Annotated in this window: 19 protein-coding genes; 8 read left to right on the top strand and 11 right to left on the bottom strand. The window is 72.0% G+C overall.

Annotation, left to right across the window (positions count from 1 at the left end; all coding sequences use genetic code 11):
* Positions 1 to 170 precede the first annotated feature (170 nt).
* Positions 171 to 1,370, bottom strand: a complete 1,200-nt coding sequence (locus tag Q0818_RS01450; protein WP_298870510.1) for a glycosyltransferase — start codon at positions 1,368 to 1,370, stop codon at positions 171 to 173.
* Positions 1,371 to 1,589: 219 nt separating this feature from the next.
* On the opposite strand from Q0818_RS01450, the gene Q0818_RS01455 reads away from it, so the two are divergent.
* Together Q0818_RS01455 and Q0818_RS01460 are read left to right on the top strand one after the other, a co-directional pair.
* On the top strand, positions 1,590 to 2,813 hold the full coding sequence (locus Q0818_RS01455; RefSeq protein ID WP_298870511.1) for a glycosyltransferase family 4 protein: 1,224 nt from the start codon (positions 1,590 to 1,592) through the stop codon (positions 2,811 to 2,813).
* 4 nt (positions 2,814 to 2,817) lie between these two features.
* On the top strand, positions 2,818 to 3,834 hold the full coding sequence (locus tag Q0818_RS01460; RefSeq protein ID WP_298870513.1) for a glycosyltransferase: 1,017 nt from the start codon (positions 2,818 to 2,820) through the stop codon (positions 3,832 to 3,834).
* A 59-nt stretch (positions 3,835 to 3,893) separates the two neighbouring features.
* Here the strand turns inward: Q0818_RS01460 and Q0818_RS01465 are convergent, their stop codons facing one another.
* The 4 genes from Q0818_RS01465 to Q0818_RS01480 are packed head-to-tail and all read right to left on the bottom strand — an operon-like array spanning position 3,894 to position 7,775.
* Entirely contained in the window at positions 3,894 to 4,841 is a 948-nt protein-coding gene (locus Q0818_RS01465) for a PDR/VanB family oxidoreductase (protein WP_298870515.1), read from the bottom strand.
* A gap of 14 nt (positions 4,842 to 4,855) precedes the next feature.
* On the bottom strand, positions 4,856 to 5,509 hold the full coding sequence (locus tag Q0818_RS01470; RefSeq protein WP_298870517.1) for an XRE family transcriptional regulator: 654 nt from the start codon (positions 5,507 to 5,509) through the stop codon (positions 4,856 to 4,858).
* On the bottom strand, positions 5,506 to 6,804 hold the full coding sequence (locus Q0818_RS01475) for an amidohydrolase family protein (protein WP_298870519.1): 1,299 nt from the start codon (positions 6,802 to 6,804) through the stop codon (positions 5,506 to 5,508). Before Q0818_RS01475 ends, Q0818_RS01470 begins: the two co-directional genes overlap by 4 nt.
* Positions 6,801 to 7,775 (bottom strand): XdhC family protein, encoded by a 975-nt coding sequence (locus tag Q0818_RS01480; RefSeq protein ID WP_298870521.1) that lies wholly within the window; start codon positions 7,773 to 7,775, stop codon positions 6,801 to 6,803. The genes Q0818_RS01475 and Q0818_RS01480 overlap by 4 nt, the downstream gene beginning before the upstream one ends.
* A 51-nt stretch (positions 7,776 to 7,826) precedes the next feature.
* Here Q0818_RS01480 and Q0818_RS01485 point away from each other — a divergent pair, with 51 nt between their 5' ends.
* The 6 genes from Q0818_RS01485 (at position 7,827) to Q0818_RS01510 (ending at position 14,922) form a co-directional block, all read left to right on the top strand.
* Positions 7,827 to 8,396 carry an NTP transferase domain-containing protein gene (locus Q0818_RS01485; RefSeq protein WP_298870523.1) on the top strand — a complete coding sequence of 190 codons (570 nt, stop codon included), beginning with the start codon at positions 7,827 to 7,829 and terminating at the stop codon, positions 8,394 to 8,396.
* Between the two features lie 234 nt (positions 8,397 to 8,630).
* Positions 8,631 to 9,749: a multiple monosaccharide ABC transporter substrate-binding protein gene (chvE, locus tag Q0818_RS01490; RefSeq protein ID WP_298870525.1), complete on the top strand. Its 1,119-nt coding sequence runs from the start codon at positions 8,631 to 8,633 to the stop codon at positions 9,747 to 9,749.
* A gap of 118 nt (positions 9,750 to 9,867) precedes the next feature.
* Positions 9,868 to 11,397, top strand: coding sequence for a multiple monosaccharide ABC transporter ATP-binding protein (mmsA, locus tag Q0818_RS01495; protein ID WP_298870526.1), 1,530 nt, complete (start codon positions 9,868 to 9,870; stop codon positions 11,395 to 11,397).
* Positions 11,398 to 11,402: 5 nt separating this feature from the next.
* A complete protein-coding gene (gene mmsB, locus Q0818_RS01500; protein WP_298870528.1) occupies positions 11,403 to 12,623 on the top strand; it encodes a multiple monosaccharide ABC transporter permease in 1,221 nt (406 codons plus the stop codon).
* Between the two features lie 99 nt (positions 12,624 to 12,722).
* Positions 12,723 to 13,934 (top strand): ROK family protein, encoded by a 1,212-nt coding sequence (locus Q0818_RS01505; protein WP_298870530.1) that lies wholly within the window; start codon positions 12,723 to 12,725, stop codon positions 13,932 to 13,934.
* Between the two features lie 130 nt (positions 13,935 to 14,064).
* Positions 14,065 to 14,922: a lytic murein transglycosylase gene (locus Q0818_RS01510; protein ID WP_298870532.1), complete on the top strand. Its 858-nt coding sequence runs from the start codon at positions 14,065 to 14,067 to the stop codon at positions 14,920 to 14,922.
* A gap of 92 nt (positions 14,923 to 15,014) precedes the next feature.
* On the opposite strand, the gene Q0818_RS01515 is transcribed toward Q0818_RS01510, so the two are convergent.
* From Q0818_RS01515 to purS, 6 genes are all read right to left on the bottom strand, one after another.
* Positions 15,015 to 15,944: a 2-hydroxyacid dehydrogenase gene (locus tag Q0818_RS01515; protein ID WP_298870534.1), complete on the bottom strand. Its 930-nt coding sequence runs from the start codon at positions 15,942 to 15,944 to the stop codon at positions 15,015 to 15,017.
* A 145-nt stretch (positions 15,945 to 16,089) separates the two neighbouring features.
* Positions 16,090 to 17,538, bottom strand: coding sequence for an FAD-dependent oxidoreductase (locus tag Q0818_RS01520; RefSeq protein ID WP_298870536.1), 1,449 nt, complete (start codon positions 17,536 to 17,538; stop codon positions 16,090 to 16,092).
* 2 nt (positions 17,539 to 17,540) lie between these two features.
* Positions 17,541 to 18,035, bottom strand: coding sequence for an ureidoglycolate lyase (locus tag Q0818_RS01525; RefSeq protein ID WP_298870538.1), 495 nt, complete (start codon positions 18,033 to 18,035; stop codon positions 17,541 to 17,543).
* A gap of 102 nt (positions 18,036 to 18,137) precedes the next feature.
* Positions 18,138 to 18,851 (bottom strand): GntR family transcriptional regulator, encoded by a 714-nt coding sequence (locus Q0818_RS01530; RefSeq protein WP_298870539.1) that lies wholly within the window; start codon positions 18,849 to 18,851, stop codon positions 18,138 to 18,140.
* Positions 18,852 to 18,863: 12 nt separating this feature from the next.
* Positions 18,864 to 19,571 carry a phosphoribosylformylglycinamidine synthase subunit PurQ gene (gene purQ, locus Q0818_RS01535; protein ID WP_298870541.1) on the bottom strand — a complete coding sequence of 236 codons (708 nt, stop codon included), beginning with the start codon at positions 19,569 to 19,571 and terminating at the stop codon, positions 18,864 to 18,866.
* A complete protein-coding gene (gene purS, locus Q0818_RS01540; RefSeq protein ID WP_298870543.1) occupies positions 19,568 to 19,819 on the bottom strand; it encodes a phosphoribosylformylglycinamidine synthase subunit PurS in 252 nt (83 codons plus the stop codon). The genes purQ and purS overlap by 4 nt, the downstream gene beginning before the upstream one ends.
* Between the last annotated feature and the right edge of the window lie 490 nt (positions 19,820 to 20,309).

Below are 20,309 nucleotides of genomic sequence, written 5' to 3' on the forward strand. Positions count from 1 at the left end.
GTGGAGACGGGGCCACGGCGACGGGGCGAGCCGCTCGGGGCGGCTGCGTCAGTGTTGGTGTGAGCAACATCCGGCGATGATCCGATGCTAGGAAGCGTGCGTTTCCGCCGTATTTCTCCCGCGTGACCCTCTCGACAAAGTTGTCGGACAGGCTGAGCCCGACGCCGTGGTCAGGGTCGGGGGCTGCGCCCGCGCGAGAATTCTTCGCGGGCGTCGGCGTAGACGTCCGCCACCCGGTCGACGTGCCGACCGAAGTCGAGCGCGGCCGCGCTCGCAGCGGCACCCCGAGCCAAGCGAGCGCGCAGGGCCGCATCATCGGCGAGCCGGCGCAGGCTCGCCGCCAACGCTTCCGCGGTGGCCCCCTCGGTCACGAGCCCGTTCTCGCCGTCGCGGACGAACGTCCCCGCCGCCTGGGGGGTCGCGATGACGGGGCAGTGCATGAGCAGGCTCTCGGCGATCACGAGCCCGAACGTCTCGGGCCAGAGCGAGGGGAACACCAGCGCGGTCGCCGAGGCGATGAGGTCGGCCTTGCGGGCGGCGTCGACCCATCCGACGTAGGCGATCCGTCCCGATGCCGCCGCGCGCTCCACCGCGGGGCGCTCGGGACCGTCTCCGGCGATCACGAGATCGGCGTCGACTCCGGCGAGCGCCCATGCGCGCAGGAGGAGTTCGATGCCCTTGGTGGCCTGGAGCTTGCCGAGGAAGACGAAGCGCGGGCGGGTGCGTGCGCTCTCGCGGCGGCCTGCGGAGCCGGCGGGCGCCGGCCACCCGTGCGGCACGACGCGCTGGTCGACGCCGCCCGCGGGCAGACCGAGCGCGCGATGACGGGCCAGGGTGCGCTCGCTCGGGAACACGAGGATGCTGGCACGCCGGGCTGCGCGCCAGATGACACGGGCCCGAAGTCGCTGCACGGCGCTCAGGCGCCCGGGTTCACGCCCCTCGCGGATGGAGGTGGAGGTCGTGTCGACCAGGCAGTAGTCGTGCGCGGTGTGCACCACGGCGCCGCGTCGGGCCCGCAGCACCGAGGGGCCGAGGCCCTGGAAGCGGTGCACGTGCACGACGCCGTCTGGCCGCTGCACGTCCGGCATCCGGTCCGGTCCGAGGGCCTCGAGCACGTCGAGCGCGTGGAAGGCGATCTTGGCGGCGACTCCCGCGCCGTGCTGATCGGGTCTGTAGGGCCGCCACACACGGTGCACCCGGATCGCGACGCCGGCGCGACGAGCCCGCTCGACGGTGTCGGCGTCGGCCCAAGCGGTGACGATCTCGACCTCGTCGCCGCGCCGTGACTGCTCCGTCGCCAGCGCCAGCACGTATGACTCGGCCCCGCCGAGCGGAGCGACGAAGCTGCTCTGGACGTGCGTGATCTTCACCTCGGCTCCCTTCCCGGAGACCGTACGCCGCGGCGGAGGGAGTGAGAGCGCCTCGAGGGCGGGCGATACGGCGGGGCGCTCGGCCTTCTCACCCGGGGCGGGGGCTGCGGCCGATTACGTCTTCACCCGCCCCGGGGCGCGGAGCGGTGGCTCGTCGACGGCAGCGGCATCTCGAAAGTGAGACGCGGCGCCGCCCGCTCGACGCCGGGAAGGAAGCCCGTGCGGATCGTCAGTATCGCTCCGGTTGTGCCGTACGACGGCATCCCCCACGCCGGGGGGCAGTATTACCTCCGTCATCTGCGCGCCCTCCGGGCCGACGGCCACGAGGTCACGCTCGTCGCCCCCGATTCCGCCGAGAACCGCGCCGCCCGGGCCGTCTCGTCCGCGGCATCCGCCGTCGTCCTGGTCCCGCTCACGCCTCCGGCGCGTGGGCTGAGCCGTGGCGCGGCCTGGTTCGATCGGCAGCAGCTCCGATTCTTCCCCGCCCGTCCGCTGCGACGCGTTCGGCGGGCCTTCGCCCGTTCGGCGCGGGTGCGGGAGTCGGTCTCCGCCGCCGACGTCGTGGAATTCCAGTGGACCGAGACGGGGTGGCTCGCCACCCGGATGCCGGCATCCGCTCGGCGTATCGTGATCGCTCACGACGTCGTGCTGCAGAACGCGGAACGCTTCCTCGCCGCGAGCGGTCCACCCTGGGGCCCCCGCGCCCTCGTCTCGCGAGCGCGCCTGATCACCGTGCGCCGCGATGAACGTCGCATTTACACCGCCGTCGACACGGTCCTCGTCTTCAGCGCGAAGGACGCCGCCCTCGTGCAGCGTGCCGCGCACGGATCGGCCGTCGTCCGCGTCGTGCGGCCGCCGTTGGCCGGATCGATCGAGGGGGAGACCGCCGCGGCCCCCGAGGGCGGGACGATCCTGTTCGTCGGCGCCTTCGACCGGTCCGTCAACGCCGACGCCGCGCTGTGGACCCTCCGCGAGATCGTGCCGCGGGTGCAGCGACGGTACCCCGACGCGCGTTTCGTCTTCGCGGGCGCGAACCCCACCGACGAGATGCGGCGCGAGGCGGGTCGCTCGCCCGGCACGCTCACGGTCACCGGTCGGGTCGACTCCCTCGACGAGCACTACTCCGTCGCGGCCCTGGTTCTCGTTCCGTTGCGCTCGGGCGCCGGGCTGAAGTTCAAGACCGTGGATGCCATGGTGCGCGGCATTCCGGTCGTGTCGACCTCCATCGGGGTCGAGGGCATCGTCGATGACACCCTGTCGGTCTTCGCCGTCGCCGACGATGCCGAAGGGCTCGCCGACGGGATCTGCGCTGCGCTCGACGACCCCGCCGCGGCGAGAGGTCAGGCTCGTGCCGTGCAGCCCGCCGCGGCCCGGGAGTTCTCCGTCGAGCACTTCCGGCGCACCCTGGCCGACGTCTACCGTCCCTCCCCTCTCGAGAGCTGAGCCCGTGACCCTCCCCTCCCCCGCCCCGCGCGTCATCGGCGCGACCGTCACCTACGGGGCGCGGTCCGCGTCGTGTCTTGCCACCCTCGACGCGCTGCTGGCCGCGGGCGTGAGCGAGATCGTCGTCGTCGACAACGGCTCGGTGCAAGCCGCGCGCCGAGATCTCGACGCGTATGCGCGGGAGCACGCGCCGCGCGTGCACGTGCACCGCCTCGATCGCAACGAGGGTTCCGCCCCGGCGTTCGGCGTCGCCCTCGCCCTCGCCGTCGAGAGGGGGGCCGACTACGTGTGGGTGCTGGACGACGACAACCTCCCGGTGGGGGATGCCCTTGTGACGCTCCTCCGGGAGGAGCGGGCCTTGCGGGCCGCCGGATCCCCGCTGTGCGCGGTCGCTCCGACGCGCGCGCCGGGGTTCGCCCCCGAAGACATCGCGCACGCGATCCGCGTCGAGCACGCGCGCGAGCAACCGCGCGAGGACCGATCCTTCGCCGGCGTGGAGGGCGCCCTCTTCGCGCGCCGTGCGCTCGAGCGCCTCGGTCTGCGTCGCCCGCGGGTGCCCGATGCCGCCGCGGATCTGCCGTACGCCCCCTACGGGGGACTGCTCATCGGCTCCGACGTGATCGCGCGCATCGGCACTCCCGACGCCGATCTCGTGCTCTATGGCGACGATCTGGAGTACACGTCCCGGATCGTCGCGGCGGGGGGACGCATCCGTCTCTCACGCTCCGCGATCGTCGTCGACCCCCGCGGGCAGCGATGGATGCCACCGGGGTTCGAGGTGCTCGCGATGTTCCGTTCCACCAACGATGCGCTGCTCTACTACTCGCTCCGCAATCGCATCCATCGTGAGCTCCGCACCGGCCGCCGCCGCAGCCTCGCCCGTTCGGCGAACGCCGCCCTGTTCTGGGCGCTGTGCCTGGCCTGCGCGGTGACCACGCGGCGGCCCGGGAAGCTCCGCGTCCTCCGCCGGGCCGCGGCGGACGCGCGGGCCGGGCGGCTGGGCCGCCGCGTCGAGCTCTGACACGACCCCGCGACAGGGGGGACTCGCATGGCGAAGCGGGTGACCGACGGGGTGAGCTTCTAGAGCTCCAGCGTGATCCGCTCGCACGCCGCGCGCGAGACGCACGGCATCATCGTGCGGTTCGCGTCCTGCTCCTCGGGCGACAGCACCGAGTCGCGATGCTCGATCTCGCCGTCGACGACGGCGACCTCGCACGTGCCGCACGTGCCGACGCGACAGCTCGAGGGCACGACGATGCCGTTCTCCTCGACCACGTCGAGGATCGACCGCTCGGGCGGGACCGTCACCGTCAGCCCCGACATCATGAGGTCGACCTCGAACGGCTCGCTCCACACCGGCGGGCCGAGCACCTTCGCCTCGAACCGCTCGACGTGCAGACTCCCGCGCGGCCAGCCCGCCATCGTGGCATCCAGCGCCTCCAGCAGGCGCGCGGGCCCGCAGGCGTACACGACCGCGCGCGCGACGGGGGTGCCCAGGCGCTCGGTCAGCTCGAGGCGGCGCCCCTCGTCGGCCGCGAACACCTCGACGCGCTCGCCGTAGCGGGCCTCGAGCTCGTCGACGAAGGCCATCGTGGAGCGGGACCGTCCGACGTACAGCAGCGTCCAGGTCGCACCGGCGGCCTCGGCCGCCTCGACCATCGGCACGATCGGGGTGATCCCGATGCCGCCGGCCACGAACACGTAGGAGCGACCCGCCGTGGGCGCGAACAGGAAGTGGTTCGCAGGGCCCCGCACCCGCAGCGTCGCGCCGACCCGCGCGTTCTCGTGCAGCCACACCGAACCCTCGCGCTCGCGCAGCACCCCGATGCGCCACGTGCCGCGCTCGGTCGGCGACCCGCAGAGGGAATACTGCCGCTCGAGTCCGTCGGGGAGGATGACGTCGATGTGCGCCCCCGGCGACCAGTGCGGCAGGGTTCCGGTCGCCCGCTCGAGATCGAGCACGACGACCCCGTCGGCGGCATCCCGTCGCTCCCGCACCACGGCGTCGAAGCTCACCCCTGCGCTCACGCGTTCTCCTCTTCCTAGACGTCGGTCGGATCGTCGGCGCCGTCGCCGTGGACGACCTCCTTGACGATCAGCAGGCGGTACGGCGAGCCGTCGGGCGAATGCCAGCGATGCGGCGTGCCCGAGCGGCAGTAGACGGAGTCGCCGACGTGGAGCGTGCGCTCTCCGAACGCGCCGAACGAGATCACGATCGAGCCCTCGAGCACCGTGAGGAACTCGTCCTCGTCGTGCACGTAGTGATCGCCCGGCTGCGGGTTGCTGCCGGTGAACTCGAGCGGCTCGAAGCGTCGAGGGCCCTCCGCGAGCAGGCGGGCGGTGCCTTCCGCGTACGGACCCGTCACGCCCTCGCCGGCGGCGACGAACGACGGCTGCGCGTCGGCATCGGCGCGCGGCGGCTCCGAGCCCGCGATCAGCTCGACCCGACTCGTGCCCAGGGCCCGCGCCAGGCGCTCGAGGCTCGCCATGCTGGGGCGGGCGAGCCCGCGCTCGAGCTGGCTGAGGAAGGGGTGCGACAGCTCGGCCGCCTCGGCCAGCTGGGTGAGCGTGAGCCCTCGCGCCTTGCGCAGGCCGCGCAGGTGCGCGCCGAGACGCTCGTCGCTCGTGGGGGTCTGCGGGGTGGGGGTCGAGTGCGCGGACGAGAGGGGGACCGCCGGTGGTGCCATGGACGTCATCGTGCCACCCTCTCGAAGAGTCGGGCGACGATCTCGCCCTCGTCGGCCGTGACCAGCCCGCCCTCGTCGACCACGACGCGACCGGCGACGAGAACCGCGCGCGGACGCCGCCCGGGCGAGGCCCACAGCAGGCCCGCGACCGGATCAGCCACGCCCGCGTCGGCCACTCCCGACACGTCCCACAGGCAGAGGTCGCCCGCCGATCCCGGCGTGAGGCGCCCCAGATCGCTCCGGCCGAGGCCGTCGGCGGAGCCCGCCGTGGCCATCGTCAACACCTCGGATGCCGGCAGCTGGGGCCCCACCAGCGCCGACACCTGCATCGCCAGGCGCGCGTCCGCGAGCAGGTGCCCCGCGTCGTTGCTGCCGCCGCCGCTCGTCCCGAGCCCCACCGCGATCCCGGCGTCGAGGAGGCGCCGCACGGGCGCCACCCCCCACCCCATGGGCACGTCGCAGCCGGGAGCGTGGGTGGCGGTGACCCCGGATGCCGCGAGGCGGGCGATCTCGTCGGGCGTGACGTCGCACAGGTGCGCGAGGGTCACGTCGGGCCCCAGCCACCCCCACTCCTCGAGCAGGTCGAGCGGCCGGCGCCCGTAACGCTCGAGCGCGATCTCGACGTCGACCACCTCGTTCGCCTGCGTGCGTCGGCGCAGTCCGTGGCGTCGAGCGACCTCGCCCAGCAGGGCGAAGGTCTCACGGGGATCGCTGTGCACGCCCGCGGGCCCGACCGCGACCTGGAGCATCCCGTCGGCCGAAACGCCCCCGACGCCGTCGGGCACGAGCGCCGACACGATCGCCTCGGCCGAGATCGCGGCCTCCTGCGGGTCGTCGCGGGCCGCGCCGCGGACGAACGCCACGCGTGCGCCGAGGTCGGATGCCGCGGTCGCCGCGCCCCGCGCGATCCCGACCGTGTCCGCGCCGCTCGGCCACGTCAGGTGGTGGTCGGCGACCGTGGTCACCCCGCTCAGCAGGGCCTCGGCGAGACCGGCGCGCGCGGCGAGGAGAGTCAGTTCGGGGTCGACGACCGCGTCGGCGTACGCCGCCGCCATCGCCGGCAGCCAGTCGCGCATCGGGATGCCCCGGGTTCCGGGAAGGGTGCGGAACGCGGTCTGCAGCAGGTGGTGGTGGGCGTTCACCAGACCCGGCGTCACGACGCACCCGCTCGCGTCGACGACCCGCGCCCCGGTGAGGTCGGCCGAATCCACGACGCGTCCGTCGGCGATCACGACGTCGCCCGTGCGCACGCGCGCGGAGTCCTCGACGACGGCGACCGCGCCGCGGACGACGACGACGCTCATGCGCTCCTCACGGCGCACGATCCGGCATCCGCCTGCGACGCGTCGCCGCGGTGCAGGCGCCCGGTCAGGCCCTCGCTCAGCGGCCGCGCGTCGGCGGCGTTGCGGGACGACACGATCTCGGCGATCACCGACAGCGCCGTCTCCTCGGCGGTGGCCCCGCCGAGGTCGAGACCCAGGGGCGAATGCAGTCGTGCGAGCTCGGCATCCGTCACTCCGACCCCGCGCAGCAGGTGCGCCCGCCGCGCGACGGTCGCCCGCGCCCCCATCGCGCCGACGAAGCCGACCGGCATGCGCAGCGCCGTCCGCAGGGCGGGCACGTCGAGTCGCTCGTCGTGCGTCAGCACGCACACCGCGGTGCGCTCGTCGGCGTCGTCGAGGGAGGCGAGGAAGTCGTGAGGCGCGGCGACGACGACCTCGACGGCGTCGGGGAAGCGCTCGCGGGTGGCGAGCAGCGCCCAGTCGTCGCACACCGTCACCGCGAATCCGGCCGCCGCTCCCAGGCGGCACAGGGCCGCGGCGTGCTCCCCGGCGCCGAGGATGATCAGGCGCGGGGCGGCGGGCCGCTCGAGCACGAGCGGTTCTCCGTCGAGCTCGAGGCGCACGCGCGCGCTGCGTCCTGCGCGAGCCGCGTCGAGCGCCGGGCGGATGCCGTCGTCGAGCGGGTAGGCGACGACGTCGACCGCGCCACCGCACGCGAGGCCCGCGGCGATGGGGGTGACGATGCCGTCGTCGGTGAAGCCGAAGCGCGCGCGGCGCACCGACCCGGTGCGCAGCACGTCGAGTCCGAGCATCACGGCATCGTTCTCGACGCAGCCGCCCGAGATCGATCCGATCACGCGCGCGTCGCGCGTGACGACGAGGGTGGCGCCCACGCCGCGCGGCGCGCTGCGCACGACGGCGGTGACCGTGACCGCCGCGAGAGGCATCCCGGCATCCATCAGGGGCACCAGGTCGGCGGCCAGATCGAGCATGGGGGCGACGGTAGTCGGGGCGTGTTTCGCGCACGCTACGCTGTCGTGACCATGCCCGCCGCGCCCCCCGTCGCCGTCTCGGGACTGGTCCTGGCTGCGGGGGCGGGTCGTCGTTTCGGCGGGCCCAAGGCCCTCGCCCGCACCCCGGCGGGAACGCCGTGGGTGGCTCTCACGGTGCGCGCGCTGATCGAGGGCGGATGCCGCGACGTCACCGTCGCGCTCGGGGCCGGCGTCGATGAGGCGGCGGCGCTCGTGCCCGCGGAGGCGTCGATCGTACGGGTCGAGGACTGGGAATCGGGGATGGCGGCCTCGCTGCGCGCGGGACTGGCCGCCCTGTCGTCGGGGTCGGCGCTCGCGGCCGTCGTCGTCCCCGTCGACACCCCCGAGCTGGTGCCTGCGGCCGTCGCGCGCGTCGCCCGCAGAGCCGCCCCCGACGCCCTCGCCCAGGCCGCCTACGACGGTGCGCCGGGGCATCCGGTGCTGCTCGGACGGGCCCACTGGGCAGCGGTGTCGAGCGCCGCGCGCGGCGACGTCGGCGCGCGTCCCTACCTGATCGCGCAGGGCGCGACGCTCGTCGAGTGCGCCGATCTGTGGTCGGGTGCCGACCGCGACGTGCGTTGACGGCTGATCAGGGCGCGTTTTCCGGCACTTCCGGCGGCTCGGTCACGGTCCGATCACGGGCCCGGACAATTTTGACGTGGCTATAGACAAAACCCTCGGCGATGGATATTTTTTCGGAGCCGTCATAATTCGACGGACCAGAGTGCCGGGACGAAGACGTACCCGATCCGACGCCGGGGAGGGCGCGGGTGCGGACCATACGGTCCCTGCTGTTCAGAGAGGAACGCAGATCACATGCTGAAGAAAATCCTGACCGGTGCGGCCATCGCGGCGCTCGCCGTGGGTCTCGGGGCGTGCAGCTCCACGCGCCCTGCCGACGGGGGCGGCGACGCCGCCGGTGCCAGCGGCGACTGCAACGTCGGCATCGCGATGCCGACCCGCAGCCTCGAGCGCTGGATCAACGACGGTGAGCAGCTGCAGAAGAAGCTGCAGGACGCCGGGTGCACCGTCGACCTGCAGTACGCCGACAACAAGACCGACCAGCAGATCAGCCAGATCCAGAACCAGATCTCGGGTGGGGCGAAGATCCTCGTCATCGCCGCGATCGACGGCTCGACGCTCGGCCCGGTCCTCGAAGAGGCCAAGTCGCAGAACGCCACGGTCATCGCCTACGACCGTCTCATCAACGGCAGCGAGAACGTCGACTACTACGCCACGTTCGACAACTACAAGGTCGGCACCCTGCAGGGCCAGTACATCGAGGAGCAGCTGGGCCTGAAGGACGGCAAGGGACCGTTCAACCTCGAGCCCTTCGCCGGCAGCCCCGACGACAACAACGCGAAGTTCTTCTTCGCCGGCGCCTGGGACGTGCTCCAGCCCTACGTGGAGAAGGGCCAGCTGGTCGTCCCCAGCGGCAAGTCGCCCGCGAACGACGACGCGTGGGCGTCGATCGGCATCCAGGGCTGGGCCTCCGACAAGGCCCAGGCCGAGATGGACAACCGTCTGTCGTCGTTCTACGGCGACGGCAAGAAGGTCAACGTGGTGCTCTCGCCCAACGACAGCCTCGCCATCGGTATCGAGGCGTCGCTGAAGTCGGCCGGCTACACCGCCGGAGCCGAGTACCCGATCATCACGGGTCAGGATGCCGACAAGGCCAACGTCAAGGCGATCCTCGACGGCCTGCAGTCGATGACGGTCTGGAAGGACACCCGTGCCCTCGGTGACCGCGTCTTCACGATGATCCAGGAGATCAAGGACGGCAAGGAGGTCGAGGTCAACGACACCAAGACCTACGACAACGGCAAGAAGGTCGTGCCCTCCTACCTGCTGACCCCCGAGGTCGTCGTCAAGGACGACGTGCAGTCCAAGCTCATCGACTCGGGCTTCCTGAAGGCCTCCGACGTCGGGCTCTGAGCCCCACCGGCCGGGGCGGGTCCCTCCCGCCCCGGCCCTCTCGCGGCGGGGCGGGTTCTCCCGTCCCGCCGCTCGATCCTCGCCACCTCGGCGAGGGAGCTGACGGAGGAAACACACCATGACCGAACCGATCCTGCGCATGGCGGGGATCTCGAAGTCGTTCAACGGCGTGCCGGCCCTGGCCGACGTGTCGGTCGACGTGCACCGCGGTGAGGTCCACGCGATCTGCGGAGAGAACGGCGCGGGCAAGTCGACCCTGATGAAGGTTCTCAGCGGCGTCTATCCGACGGGGTCCTTCGAGGGCACGATCACCCTCGAGGGCGAGCGGATGGAGTTCCGCTCGATCAACGACAGCGAGGCCGCCGGCATCGTCATCATCCACCAGGAGCTGGCGCTCAGCCCCTACCTCTCGATCGCCGAGAACATCTTCCTCGGCAACGAGAAGTCCAAGCGCGGCGTGATCGACTGGAACGCCACCAACACCGCCGCAGCCGACCTGCTCAAGCGCGTCGGCCTGCGGGAGAACCCCGCGACGAAGATCTACGAGCTCGGCGTCGGCAAGCAGCAGCTCGTCGAGATCGCCAAGGCGCTGGCCAAGGAGGTCAAGCTCCTCATCCTCGACGAGCCCACGGCCGCCCTCAACGACGACGACTCGGCGCACCTGCTCGACCTCATCGACCAGCTGCGCACGCAGGGGATCACCTGCATCATCATCAGCCACAAGCTCAAAGAGGTGCTGCGCATCGCGGATCGCATCACGATCATCCGCGACGGCCGCACGATCGAGACGATGCACCGCTCCGATCCCGAGACCGACGAGGGGCGCATCATCCGCGCCATGGTCGGCCGCGACCTCAACAGCCTCTTCCCGCCGCGCGAACCCGACATCGGCGAGGAGTTGTTCCGCGTCGAGAACTGGACCGTGCACCACCCCGTCGACACCGAGCGCGTCGTCATCCAGGACGCGTCCTTCATGGTGCGCGCGGGCGAGATCGTCGGCTTCGCGGGTCTCATGGGCGCCGGTCGCACGGAGCTCGCGATGAGCATCTTCGGCCGCATGTACGGCACGGGCATCTCGGGCGAGGTCTACAAGAACGGTCAGCAGATCGACGTCCGCACCGTCGACGCCGCGATCAAGCACGGCATCGCGTACGCCACGGAGGACCGCAAGAAGTACGGCCTCAACCTGATCGGCGACATCCAGGTCAACGTCTCGGCATCCGCCCTCGCCCGGCTCGCCCGGCTCGGGGTGGTCGACCGGTACCGCGAGTACAAGGTCGCCGACTCGTACCGCTACAAGATGAACATCAAGGCGCCCAGCGTCGCCGCGATCACCGGACGTCTCTCCGGCGGCAACCAGCAGAAGGTCGTCCTGTCGAAGTGGATGTTCACCGGACCCGACGTGCTCATCCTCGACGAGCCCACCCGCGGCATCGACGTCGGGGCCAAGTACGAGATCTACGGGATCATCAACGAGCTCGCGGCCCAGGGCAAGGCCGTCATCGTCATCTCGTCGGAGCTGCCCGAGGTCATCGGCCTCTCCGACCGCATCTACACCATCTCCGAGGGACGCATCACGGCCGAGGTCGGCCGTGACGACGCCACGCAGGAGACCCTCATGCGGCACATGACCGCCGGAAGGAACTGACAGACATGGCCACCGCATCCACCCAGACGGTCGACGCGCCGACGCAACCCGGACCGCGACGTCGCGGCCTGCTCGCGCGCATCAACTTCCGTCAGTTCGGCATCCTCGCCGCCCTCGTCATCATCATCGTGCTGTTCCAGGTGCTCACGGGCGGGCGCCTGCTCATGCCGGGCAACGTCAACAACCTGATCCAGCAGAACGCCTACGTGCTGATCCTCGCGATCGGCATGGTCATGGTGATCATCGCCGGCCACATCGACCTGTCGGTCGGTTCGGTGGTCGCCATGGTCGGCGCGATCGCCGCGATCGCGATGAACCAATGGGGCCTGCCCTGGTTCGTCGCGGTCCTGCTCTCGCTCGTCGTCGGCGCCGTGGTCGGGGCGTGGCAGGGGTTCTGGGTCGCCTTCGTCGGCATCCCCGCGTTCATCGTCACCCTCGCGGGCATGCTGCTCTTCCGCGGCCTCACGCTGGTGCTCCTCACCGGCGGCACGATCAGCGGCCTGCCCGACGGCTTCACCGCGATCGGCGCGGGATGGCTGCCGCCGTTCCTGGGCTACCTCGGCAACTGGGACGCCCTCACTCTCGTGCTCGGCGCCATCGCGTGCGTCCTGCTGATCGTCCAGCAGCTGCGCACGCGGGCGACGCTCCGCCGCCTCGAGCTGCCCCGCGAACTGGCGTGGTCGTTCTGGCTGAAGAACGCCATCGCGGTCGTCGCGATCATGGCCGTCGCCTTCACGATCGCCGCGTACAACGGCACCCCGATCGTGCTGATCATCCTCGCCGTGCTCGTCCTGGCCTACACGTTCGTGCTCAACCGCACGACCTTCGGCCGGCACATCTACGCGATGGGCGGCAACCTCTTCGCCGCCGTGATGAGCGGGGTAAAGACGAAGTGGGTGAACTTCTTCATCTTCGTCAACATGGGCGTGCTCGCGGGCCTCGCCGCGGTGGTCAGCACCGCACGCGCCGGTGGCGCCGTGGCATCCGCCGGTCAGAACTACGAACTGGATGCCATCGCGGCGGTGTTCATCGGCGGTGCCGCCGTGCAGGGCGGCATCGGCACGGTCGTCGGGGCCGTCGTCGGTGGTCTGGTGATGGGCGTGCTCAACATGGGCCTGTCGATCCTGAGCGTCGACGCCGCGTGGCAGATGGCCATCAAGGGCATCGTGCTGCTCCTGGCCGTCGCGTTCGACATCTTCAACAAGCGCCGCAACGGCGGTGTCTGAGCGGATGGGGAGCGCGGCCTCGCGGCGCGCTCCCCATCTGCTCCGCCCGCTTTTCCGCCCGGACCCCCGCGATGCGATGATGGGGGAGGTGTCTCCCTCATGACTCCTGCCGTGTTCGAGCCCGCAACCCCGCTCGCGCCGCCGGCTGGCCGTACGACGAACGACCTGATCCGTCAGCAGAACCTCGCGTCCGTCCTGTCGCTCCTCCACTCCCGGGGAGCGCTCTCACGCGCCCAGCTCGGGGCGACCACGGGGCTGAACCGCTCCACCGTCACCGGTCTGATCATGGAGCTCACCGAGCTCGGCCTCGTGCGCGAGGCCCCCGGCGGAGAGCGCACGGGCAAGGTCGGCCGCCCCACGCTCGACCTCGAGCCCGAAGACCACGTCGCCGCCCTGAGCGTGCGGGCCGAACCGCACGCGGTCACGGTGGCCCTGGTCGGTCTCGGCGGCGTCGTCCACGCCCGCCTCCGTCACGACACCGCCAGCGCCCCCTCGCCGCGGCGTTTCGTGCAGATCGTCGCCTCGTCGGTCGAGGCCATGCGGGCCGACATCGACCGGCACTATCGCGTCGTGGGCGCGGGTCTCGCCGTGCCGGGCCTGGTCAACGCCAACGGTTCGGTGCTGGTGTCGCCGACCCTCGGGTGGAAGCGCGACCCCGTCTCGGCCCGCTTGAGCGACGAGCTCGGGATGCCGGTGACCGCGGGCAACGACGCCAGCATCGGCGCCCTCGCCGAGTCCCGGTTCGGGGTCGGGGTGGGCGTCGGCAACCTGCTGTACCTCGGCGGCGCGATGCACAGCATCGGCGGCGGCCTCATCATCGACGGGACGCTGCTGCGCGGCACCTCCGGCTACGCCGGCGAGCTGGGGCACACGGTCGTCGACCCGCGCGGCCGGGCCTGCGTCTGCGGACGCCGCGGCTGCCTCGAGGCCGAGGTCAGCCTCGACATCCTCGAGCCGCTGCTCGGCCGTCGCAAGCTCGACGAAGACGAGCTCGACGTCGAACTCGGTGTCGCGCGCAACCCGCGCGTGATGACCGAGGTCACCCGTCAGGTCGAGATGCTGTCGCTGGCGCTCACCAACTTCGTCAATGCGTTCGCCCCCGAGACCGTCGTCCTCTCGGGCTATCTCGGCGCTCTGCTGTCGGTGAGCCGCGAACGTCTGGCCGACGCCGTGCGCGTGCACCCGCTCGGAGCCGAGGGACGCGCGATCCGCCTCGAGCGCGCCCACCTGCGCTCGCGTCTGATGCTCATCGGCCCCGCGGAACTCGCCTTCGCCGACCTGCTGTCGAACCCGGCGGGCTTCCGCGGCTGAGGCGCTCACCGCCGCCCGTCCGACGCCTCGCCACCTCCGCGGGGCAACCGGGGCACAACGGATGCCGTATCCCGGACGTTCACGTCGCCGATGCTCGTCCCGCCTACCGTCGCGGCGTGGACGGAACTCGATGAATGCCGAGAGGGTCAGCGTGCATCCCGACGTCGACGTACGCCGGCCGCTCTGGCCGTGGCTGCTCGCGGTGGTCGCCGCGGTCGTCGGCGTGGGCGTGCTGTGCACGCAGGCGCAGACGGCGGCCCGCGACGCCGAGCACCGCTCCACGTCGGCCGTGATGCAGGCCGGGCTGGTCACGGCATCCGGGGCCTTCTCCGACGCGTCCGCCACCGCGGGAGGTGCGACGTCGCTCGGCGCGACCGACGAGTCCGTGTCCGGCGCCGAGGGGACGCGCGGTCCCGCCCCCGCCGGCGTGGCGGTCGCCGACGGTGCCTGGTCGACCGTGACGGCGGCGCGCACCGGCATCCCCGATCGCGCGGTGCGCGCCTACGCCTCGGCCGCGCTGACGCTGCTGCGCGAGCAGCCGGGATGCGGGCTCGGGTGGAACACTCTCGCCGGCCTCGGCGCGATCGAGTCCGCGCACGGTTCGCACGGGGGCGGCGTGCTGCGGGCGGACGGGTACCCCGATCCGCCCATCCGCGGGATCGCGCTCGACGGCGCCGCAAGCGCGGCGATCGCCGACACCGACGGCGGCCGTTTCGACGGGGATGCCGTGTGGGACCGCGCGGTGGGCCCCCTGCAGTTCATCCCCTCGACGTGGGAGCACTGGGGCGCGGATGCGAACGGCGACGGCGTGGCCGATCCGAACCAGATCGACGACGCGGCCCTCGCCGCGGCGCGTTATCTGTGCGCCGCGGGCGAGATGACGACCCCCGCAGGCTGGCGACGGGCGGTGTTCTCGTACAACCACCTGGACAGCTACGTCGACGATGTCGCCGCCGCCGCGAACTCCTACGCGCACCTCGCGGGCTGAGCGCCCCGCCCGCCTGTCCTCGAGTGTCCAGGACACGCCGCTCGGCTCGTGTCTCCGGCGGCGTGTCCGGGACGCTCGAGGAGACGAGGGGATCAGCCGCCGAGCACGACGTTCAGCGGCTGCTCGCCGGCGGCGAGGCGATCGATCTGTCGGCGCACGAGACGCGCGATGCGCGGGCGCATGGCATCCGTCGCCCCTCCCACGTGCGGGGCGATGAGCACTCCCGGAAGATCCCACAGCGGGTGGCCCGCGGGCAGCGGCTCGGGGTCGGTGACGTCGAGCGCGGCGCGGAGGCGACCGCGGCGCACGTGGTCGACCAGGGCGTCGGTGTCGATGAGGGGTCCGCGACCGACGTTGACGACGAGCGCGCCGTCGGGCAGCGCCGAGAGCGCCGCGTCGTCGAGGACGTGGCGCGTCGCCTCGCCCCCGGGGAGCGAGGCGATGACGATGTCGGTGTCGACGAGCACCTCGGCGAGCTTGCCGAGGGGGAACACCTCGACGTCGTCCTGCAGCCGGCCGTGCGAGGCGATCGCGCGCAGGTGCACCTCGAAGGGCTTCAGGCGCGCGGCGATCGCGCGTCCCACACCGCCGAAGCCGAGCAGGGTCACGCGGGCGTCGGCCAGTCCGGGCGCCTCGCCGCCGGTCCACTCGCCGCGATCCTGGGCGCGGACGAAGTCGGGCAGCCGTCGTTGCGCGGCCAGGGTGAGGGCGAGGGCGAGCTCTGAGGTCGCGGTTTCGTGGACGCTCGCCGCGTTGGCGAAGACGATCCCCTCGGGCAGACGCCCCTCGACGTTGTCGTAGCCGATCGACTGGCTCTGCACGAGGCCGACCTCGATCTCCTGCAGGCGCTCGATCACACCGGTCATCGACATGTACGGCGGAACCACCATGTCGAAGCGTTCTCGAGGGGCGGCATCCTGCATGTCCCACACGATCACCTCGACGCCGTCGGGCAGCTCGCCCAGATCGTCGCGCAGCTGAGCGGTGGGAACGGACACGAGGAGCGGGGTCGAAGTCGTCACCCGATCGACGCTACCCGCGCCGACGGTGCTCCGGCCCCGGTGGACACGACGCGGGAGTCGTGTGCGCTGTCGGGGCCCGGGTGGATCAGGGCGGTGTCACGCGGCGGCGGTCCGGCGTCGTGCGCGTCTCCCGCCGCCGCGCGACTCAGGCGACGGTGACCGGTGCCGCCGAACGGCGGCCGATGTGCACTCCCACCGGCACGTCGTAGGCGAGGTACTCCGCGAGCAGGCGGTCGGAGTCGTGCTCGAACAGACGACGCGAGAGAGCGGCGGCGAGCTTCGTCGCGCCGCCGACGAGGCCGGGGATCTGGTGGCTCAGCATGCCCTGGCTGATCCGCGCGCCGTGGTTGAACATGTGGATGCGCGACAGCGCCGAACGGCCGGGAGCGCTGCGGCTGACGAGACCGAAGTCGTCGTCGAGGTACGGGAACGCGGCGAGTCCCGGGTTCTGCGCCACATCCGCGGGGGACAGACGATCGCGCCACAGCACCGCGTCCGCGGCGACACCGGCCAGCTCGGGGCGCCGTGCCAGGTCGGCCACGATCCCCGTCGCCGCGAGCACGACGTCGTAGTGATGGATGCCGTGGGGAGTGGTCACCGCGATCTCGTCGCCGGTCCACGAGACGTCCTCCCACGGCGACGAGGTGAGGAAGCGGAACGCGTCGAACGCGTGTGCGCGCCACAGGGCGTTCTGCGTCGCGGGCTGATCGACGGCGGAGAGGTGCACGTTGAACGCCCACTTCTGCGCGTCGGTGAAGGAACCGTAGTTCTCGATGAGCCCGGCGAACTCCATCCAGCGGTACGGGCTCACCTGCGGCATCGACGGGCGACGCATGTGCACATCCACGCTCGCGGCCCCGTGCTCGAGGGCGGTGGCGGCGTTGTCGAACGCCCCGGTGCCGGCCCCCAGGATGCCGATGCGCAGGCCCGCCAGGGCGGAGAAGTCGATGTCGTCGTGCGTGTGGTGCACGCGCTCGGCGGGCAGCCCGTCGAGCAGCGCAGGAAGGTGGCGTCCCCCGGCCCCCTCGATGCCCGTGGCGAGAACGACGTGCCGGGCGGGCAGCATCCACTCTCCGTCGGGTCCGTCGAGGTGCAGGGTCAGCGGGTCGTCGGCGCCCGCGACGGCGAGGGCTCTCACGCGCGTGGATGCGACGGTGGTCACGGCGGAGGCGTCGCGGTACCAGTGCAGGAAGCCCTGCCACGCCACGGTCGGGAAGTACTCGATGTCCTCCCAGGCCGCGTCGCCGTAGACGGCTTCGAACCACGCGCGCGGGCTCACCGCGGGGGTGCCCCATGTCGGCCAGGCGATGTCCTTCGGCGTGCGCAGCGTGTGCATGCGCGCGTAGGTGGTCCACGGCCCGGCCGCCTCGGTGGGTGCCGCATCGACCACGACGACGTCGTCGATGCCCCGGCGCCGCAGGCCCCGGGCGAGTACCAGACCGGCTTGACCGGCGCCGACGACGACCACCGGCCGCACGCCGTCGCGGGCACCGGCCCACGAGCGCCCATCGCCCGCGCTCAGCTCCGCCTGATGCGCGGCCTCGCGCTCGAGGGCGGCGAGGCGCGCGGCGGCATCGGGCAGAGGGGTGAGCACCCTCACTCCCCGTCGATCACGACGCGCACGCCGTAGGCGTCGTCGAGACGGTGATTGTGGTGGTCGGAGACGTTGGTGTCGTCGAGCTCGAGGTTGACGAAGTCCATGCTCGGGTCGGCGAAGAAGGGCCCGGCGTGCCAGGTGCCCTTGCGCATCGTGATGGCGGTACGCGGGGGGATGCGGAAGGCGCGCAGGTCGTCGAGGGTCGGCTCCTCGACCCCGGGGGCCGCCACGGCGATCGTCCACTCGACGTCACCGACCGCCATGAGCGTCTGCGTGGTCTCGAGGTGACGGGTGACCCGCACGAATTCGGCGGGCTTGTCGTCAAGGTGCATGAGGTAGAAGCGCGGGATGCCGCCGGACACATCGAGCACGGCCTCCTCGGCCGTGAACGGGGTGCCGTCCTCCATGGGCGTCAGAACGACGCCGAAGGCCTCGAAGGCCTCGGCGGAGACGATCTCGGATCGCAGCGGGTGGACGGTCAGGGTGTCGGTCATGACGGCTCACTTTCGTCGGGTGACCCCGACGTTACGCTTGTCCAACAAGAGTTCGAGACCCTTGTCGGACAAGTTCACCGTGCTGTTACGCGGCCGAAACGCTCAGGCTCGCACGCGCCGGATCAGCGCGTTGCGCAACCCCGGGGGTGCCGGGAGCTGGACCTCCCGCGACCAGTAGCCGATCGCGTCGTCGGCGCCGTAGCCGCAGTAGGTCATCTCGATGACCGGCGTCGCCGGCGCCGTCGACAGCAGCGCCGCGCGCTCGGCATCCAGGCCGCTCGCCTCGATCCACAGCGTCTCCCACGCGACGCGCACGCCGTTCGCCGCTTCCGCGAGGGCGAAGACCGGGCTGTGGGGATCGACCTCGGCCTCGCGCGTGACCGGCACGAGATCCTCGGCGAGGGCGTACGGCTGCCCGTCGACCCGCCACATTTTGACCGTGCGCAGCACGCTCGTGCCGTCGGGAAGGTCGTCGAAGCGGTGGATGCCGGGAGTCAGGGCGACCCGCTCCGACGACACCAGGTCGAGGGTCGCGTCATAGCCCGCGGAGCGGATCGACAGGAGATGATCGAACTGCTGGTCGATGCGCCGCCCGACGCCCGGTAGGCGACGGTTCGGCGAGGTGCGCGCCCCCTGCGTGCGATGGACGTACCCCCGCTCCTCGAGGCGGATCAGCGCCTCGCGCACTGAGTTGCGGCTCGCGCCGGTCAGCTCGGCCAGGCGCGGCTCGGAGGGCAGGGTGTCGGCATCCGCTCGCCAGAGATGCAGGATGCGATCGATGAGCGCGTCCTGATCGGGGGCGCGCTTGTCGGTCACGGCGGGACCGGATCAGGCGGCGGCGTTCACCGCGGCGGCGATCGCCGACGTGAAGAAGCCGAGACCGTCGACGCCCGAGCGCATGGCGGCCGGCGTGCCCGGGCCGAAACCGGGCTCGACCGCGTGCTCGGGGTGGGGCATGAGGCCCACGACGTTGCCGCGCTCGTTCGTGAGGCCGGCGATGTCGTCGAGGGAGCCGTTGGGGTTCACGCCCAGGTAGCGGAAGGCGACGAGGCCCTCGCCGTTCACGCGGGCCAGGGTCTCGGCATCCGCGATGTATCCGCCGTCGGCGTTCTTCAGCGGGATGACGATCTCGTCGCCCTCGGTGAAGTCGCTCGTCCACGCGGTGGAGGCGTTCTCGACGCGCAGGCGCTGATCGCGACGGATGAACTGCTGGTGCGCGTTGCGGATGAGGCCGCCGGGGAGCAGGTGCGCCTCGACGAGCATCTGGAAGCCGTTGCAGATGCCGAGCACGGGCATGCCCTTGGCGGCGGCGTCTTTGACCTCGGCCATGATCGGCGCGAAGGCGGCGATCGCGCCGGCCCGCAGGTAGTCGCCGTAGCTGAAGCCGCCGGGCAGGACCAGGGCGTCGACGCCCTTGAGGTCGTGCTCACCGTGCCAGAGGGCCACGGGCTCGCCGCCCGCGAGGCGGATCGCGCGCTGCGCGTCGCGATCGTCGAGGGAGCCGGGGAAGGTGATGACCCCGATGCGTGCGGTCACCGCTCGATGACCTCGACGTTGACGACGTCTTCGATGACGGCGTTCGAGAGCATTTCGTCGGCGAGCTCGCGGGCCCGGGCGAGAGTGGCCTCGTCGACCTCGCCCTCGACGGTGAGCTCGAAGCGCTTGCCGATGCGGACGTCGGAGAAGCGGTTCTCGCCGAGCCGCGACAGGGCGCCGGCGACGGCCTTCCCCTGCGGGTCGAGAAGCTCGGCCTTGGGCATGACGTCGACGACGATGGTGGGCACTGCAGCTCCAGAAGTCGGGTGGCGTTGTGGGAGTCATCTTACGCGAGCGCCCGGTGCGCCGTGGTGCAGGCTGAACGGCCCGGGGCGCCACGCGGTGGGCTCGCAGCGACCTCGACGCGTCGGGGGAGCTCGGCGTTGCGTGCGCGGCGGGGGCGGCGCCCGCGTCTCCGCCGCGCCGCGGGCTCGGCCTTGCGTGTCCGGCGAGGTCCACGCCCGCGTCTCCGCCGCGCCGCGGGCTCCTCCCACGCGCATCCCCGCTCTGCCGCGGGGTCATCCTGCTCGATAAACGCCCGCTGTGCCGAAAAACGCGCTCCGGGAGCGTTTCCCGGTACGCGCGGCGTTTATCGCGGCCTGAGGTGCGGCGGCGGAACGTGGGAGCGCTCTCTTGACGTCGTGGGAGCGATCCCATATTGTCGCTCTCGGTCGGTGAGAGCGCTCCCACACCTCGCACGTGGGAGCACGTCACCGGTCAGCACCCACCACAAAGGAG

Origin of the sequence: uncultured Microbacterium sp., assembly GCF_947489255.1 — a bacterium.
Taxonomy (GTDB): domain Bacteria; phylum Actinomycetota; class Actinomycetes; order Actinomycetales; family Microbacteriaceae; genus Microbacterium; species Microbacterium phycohabitans.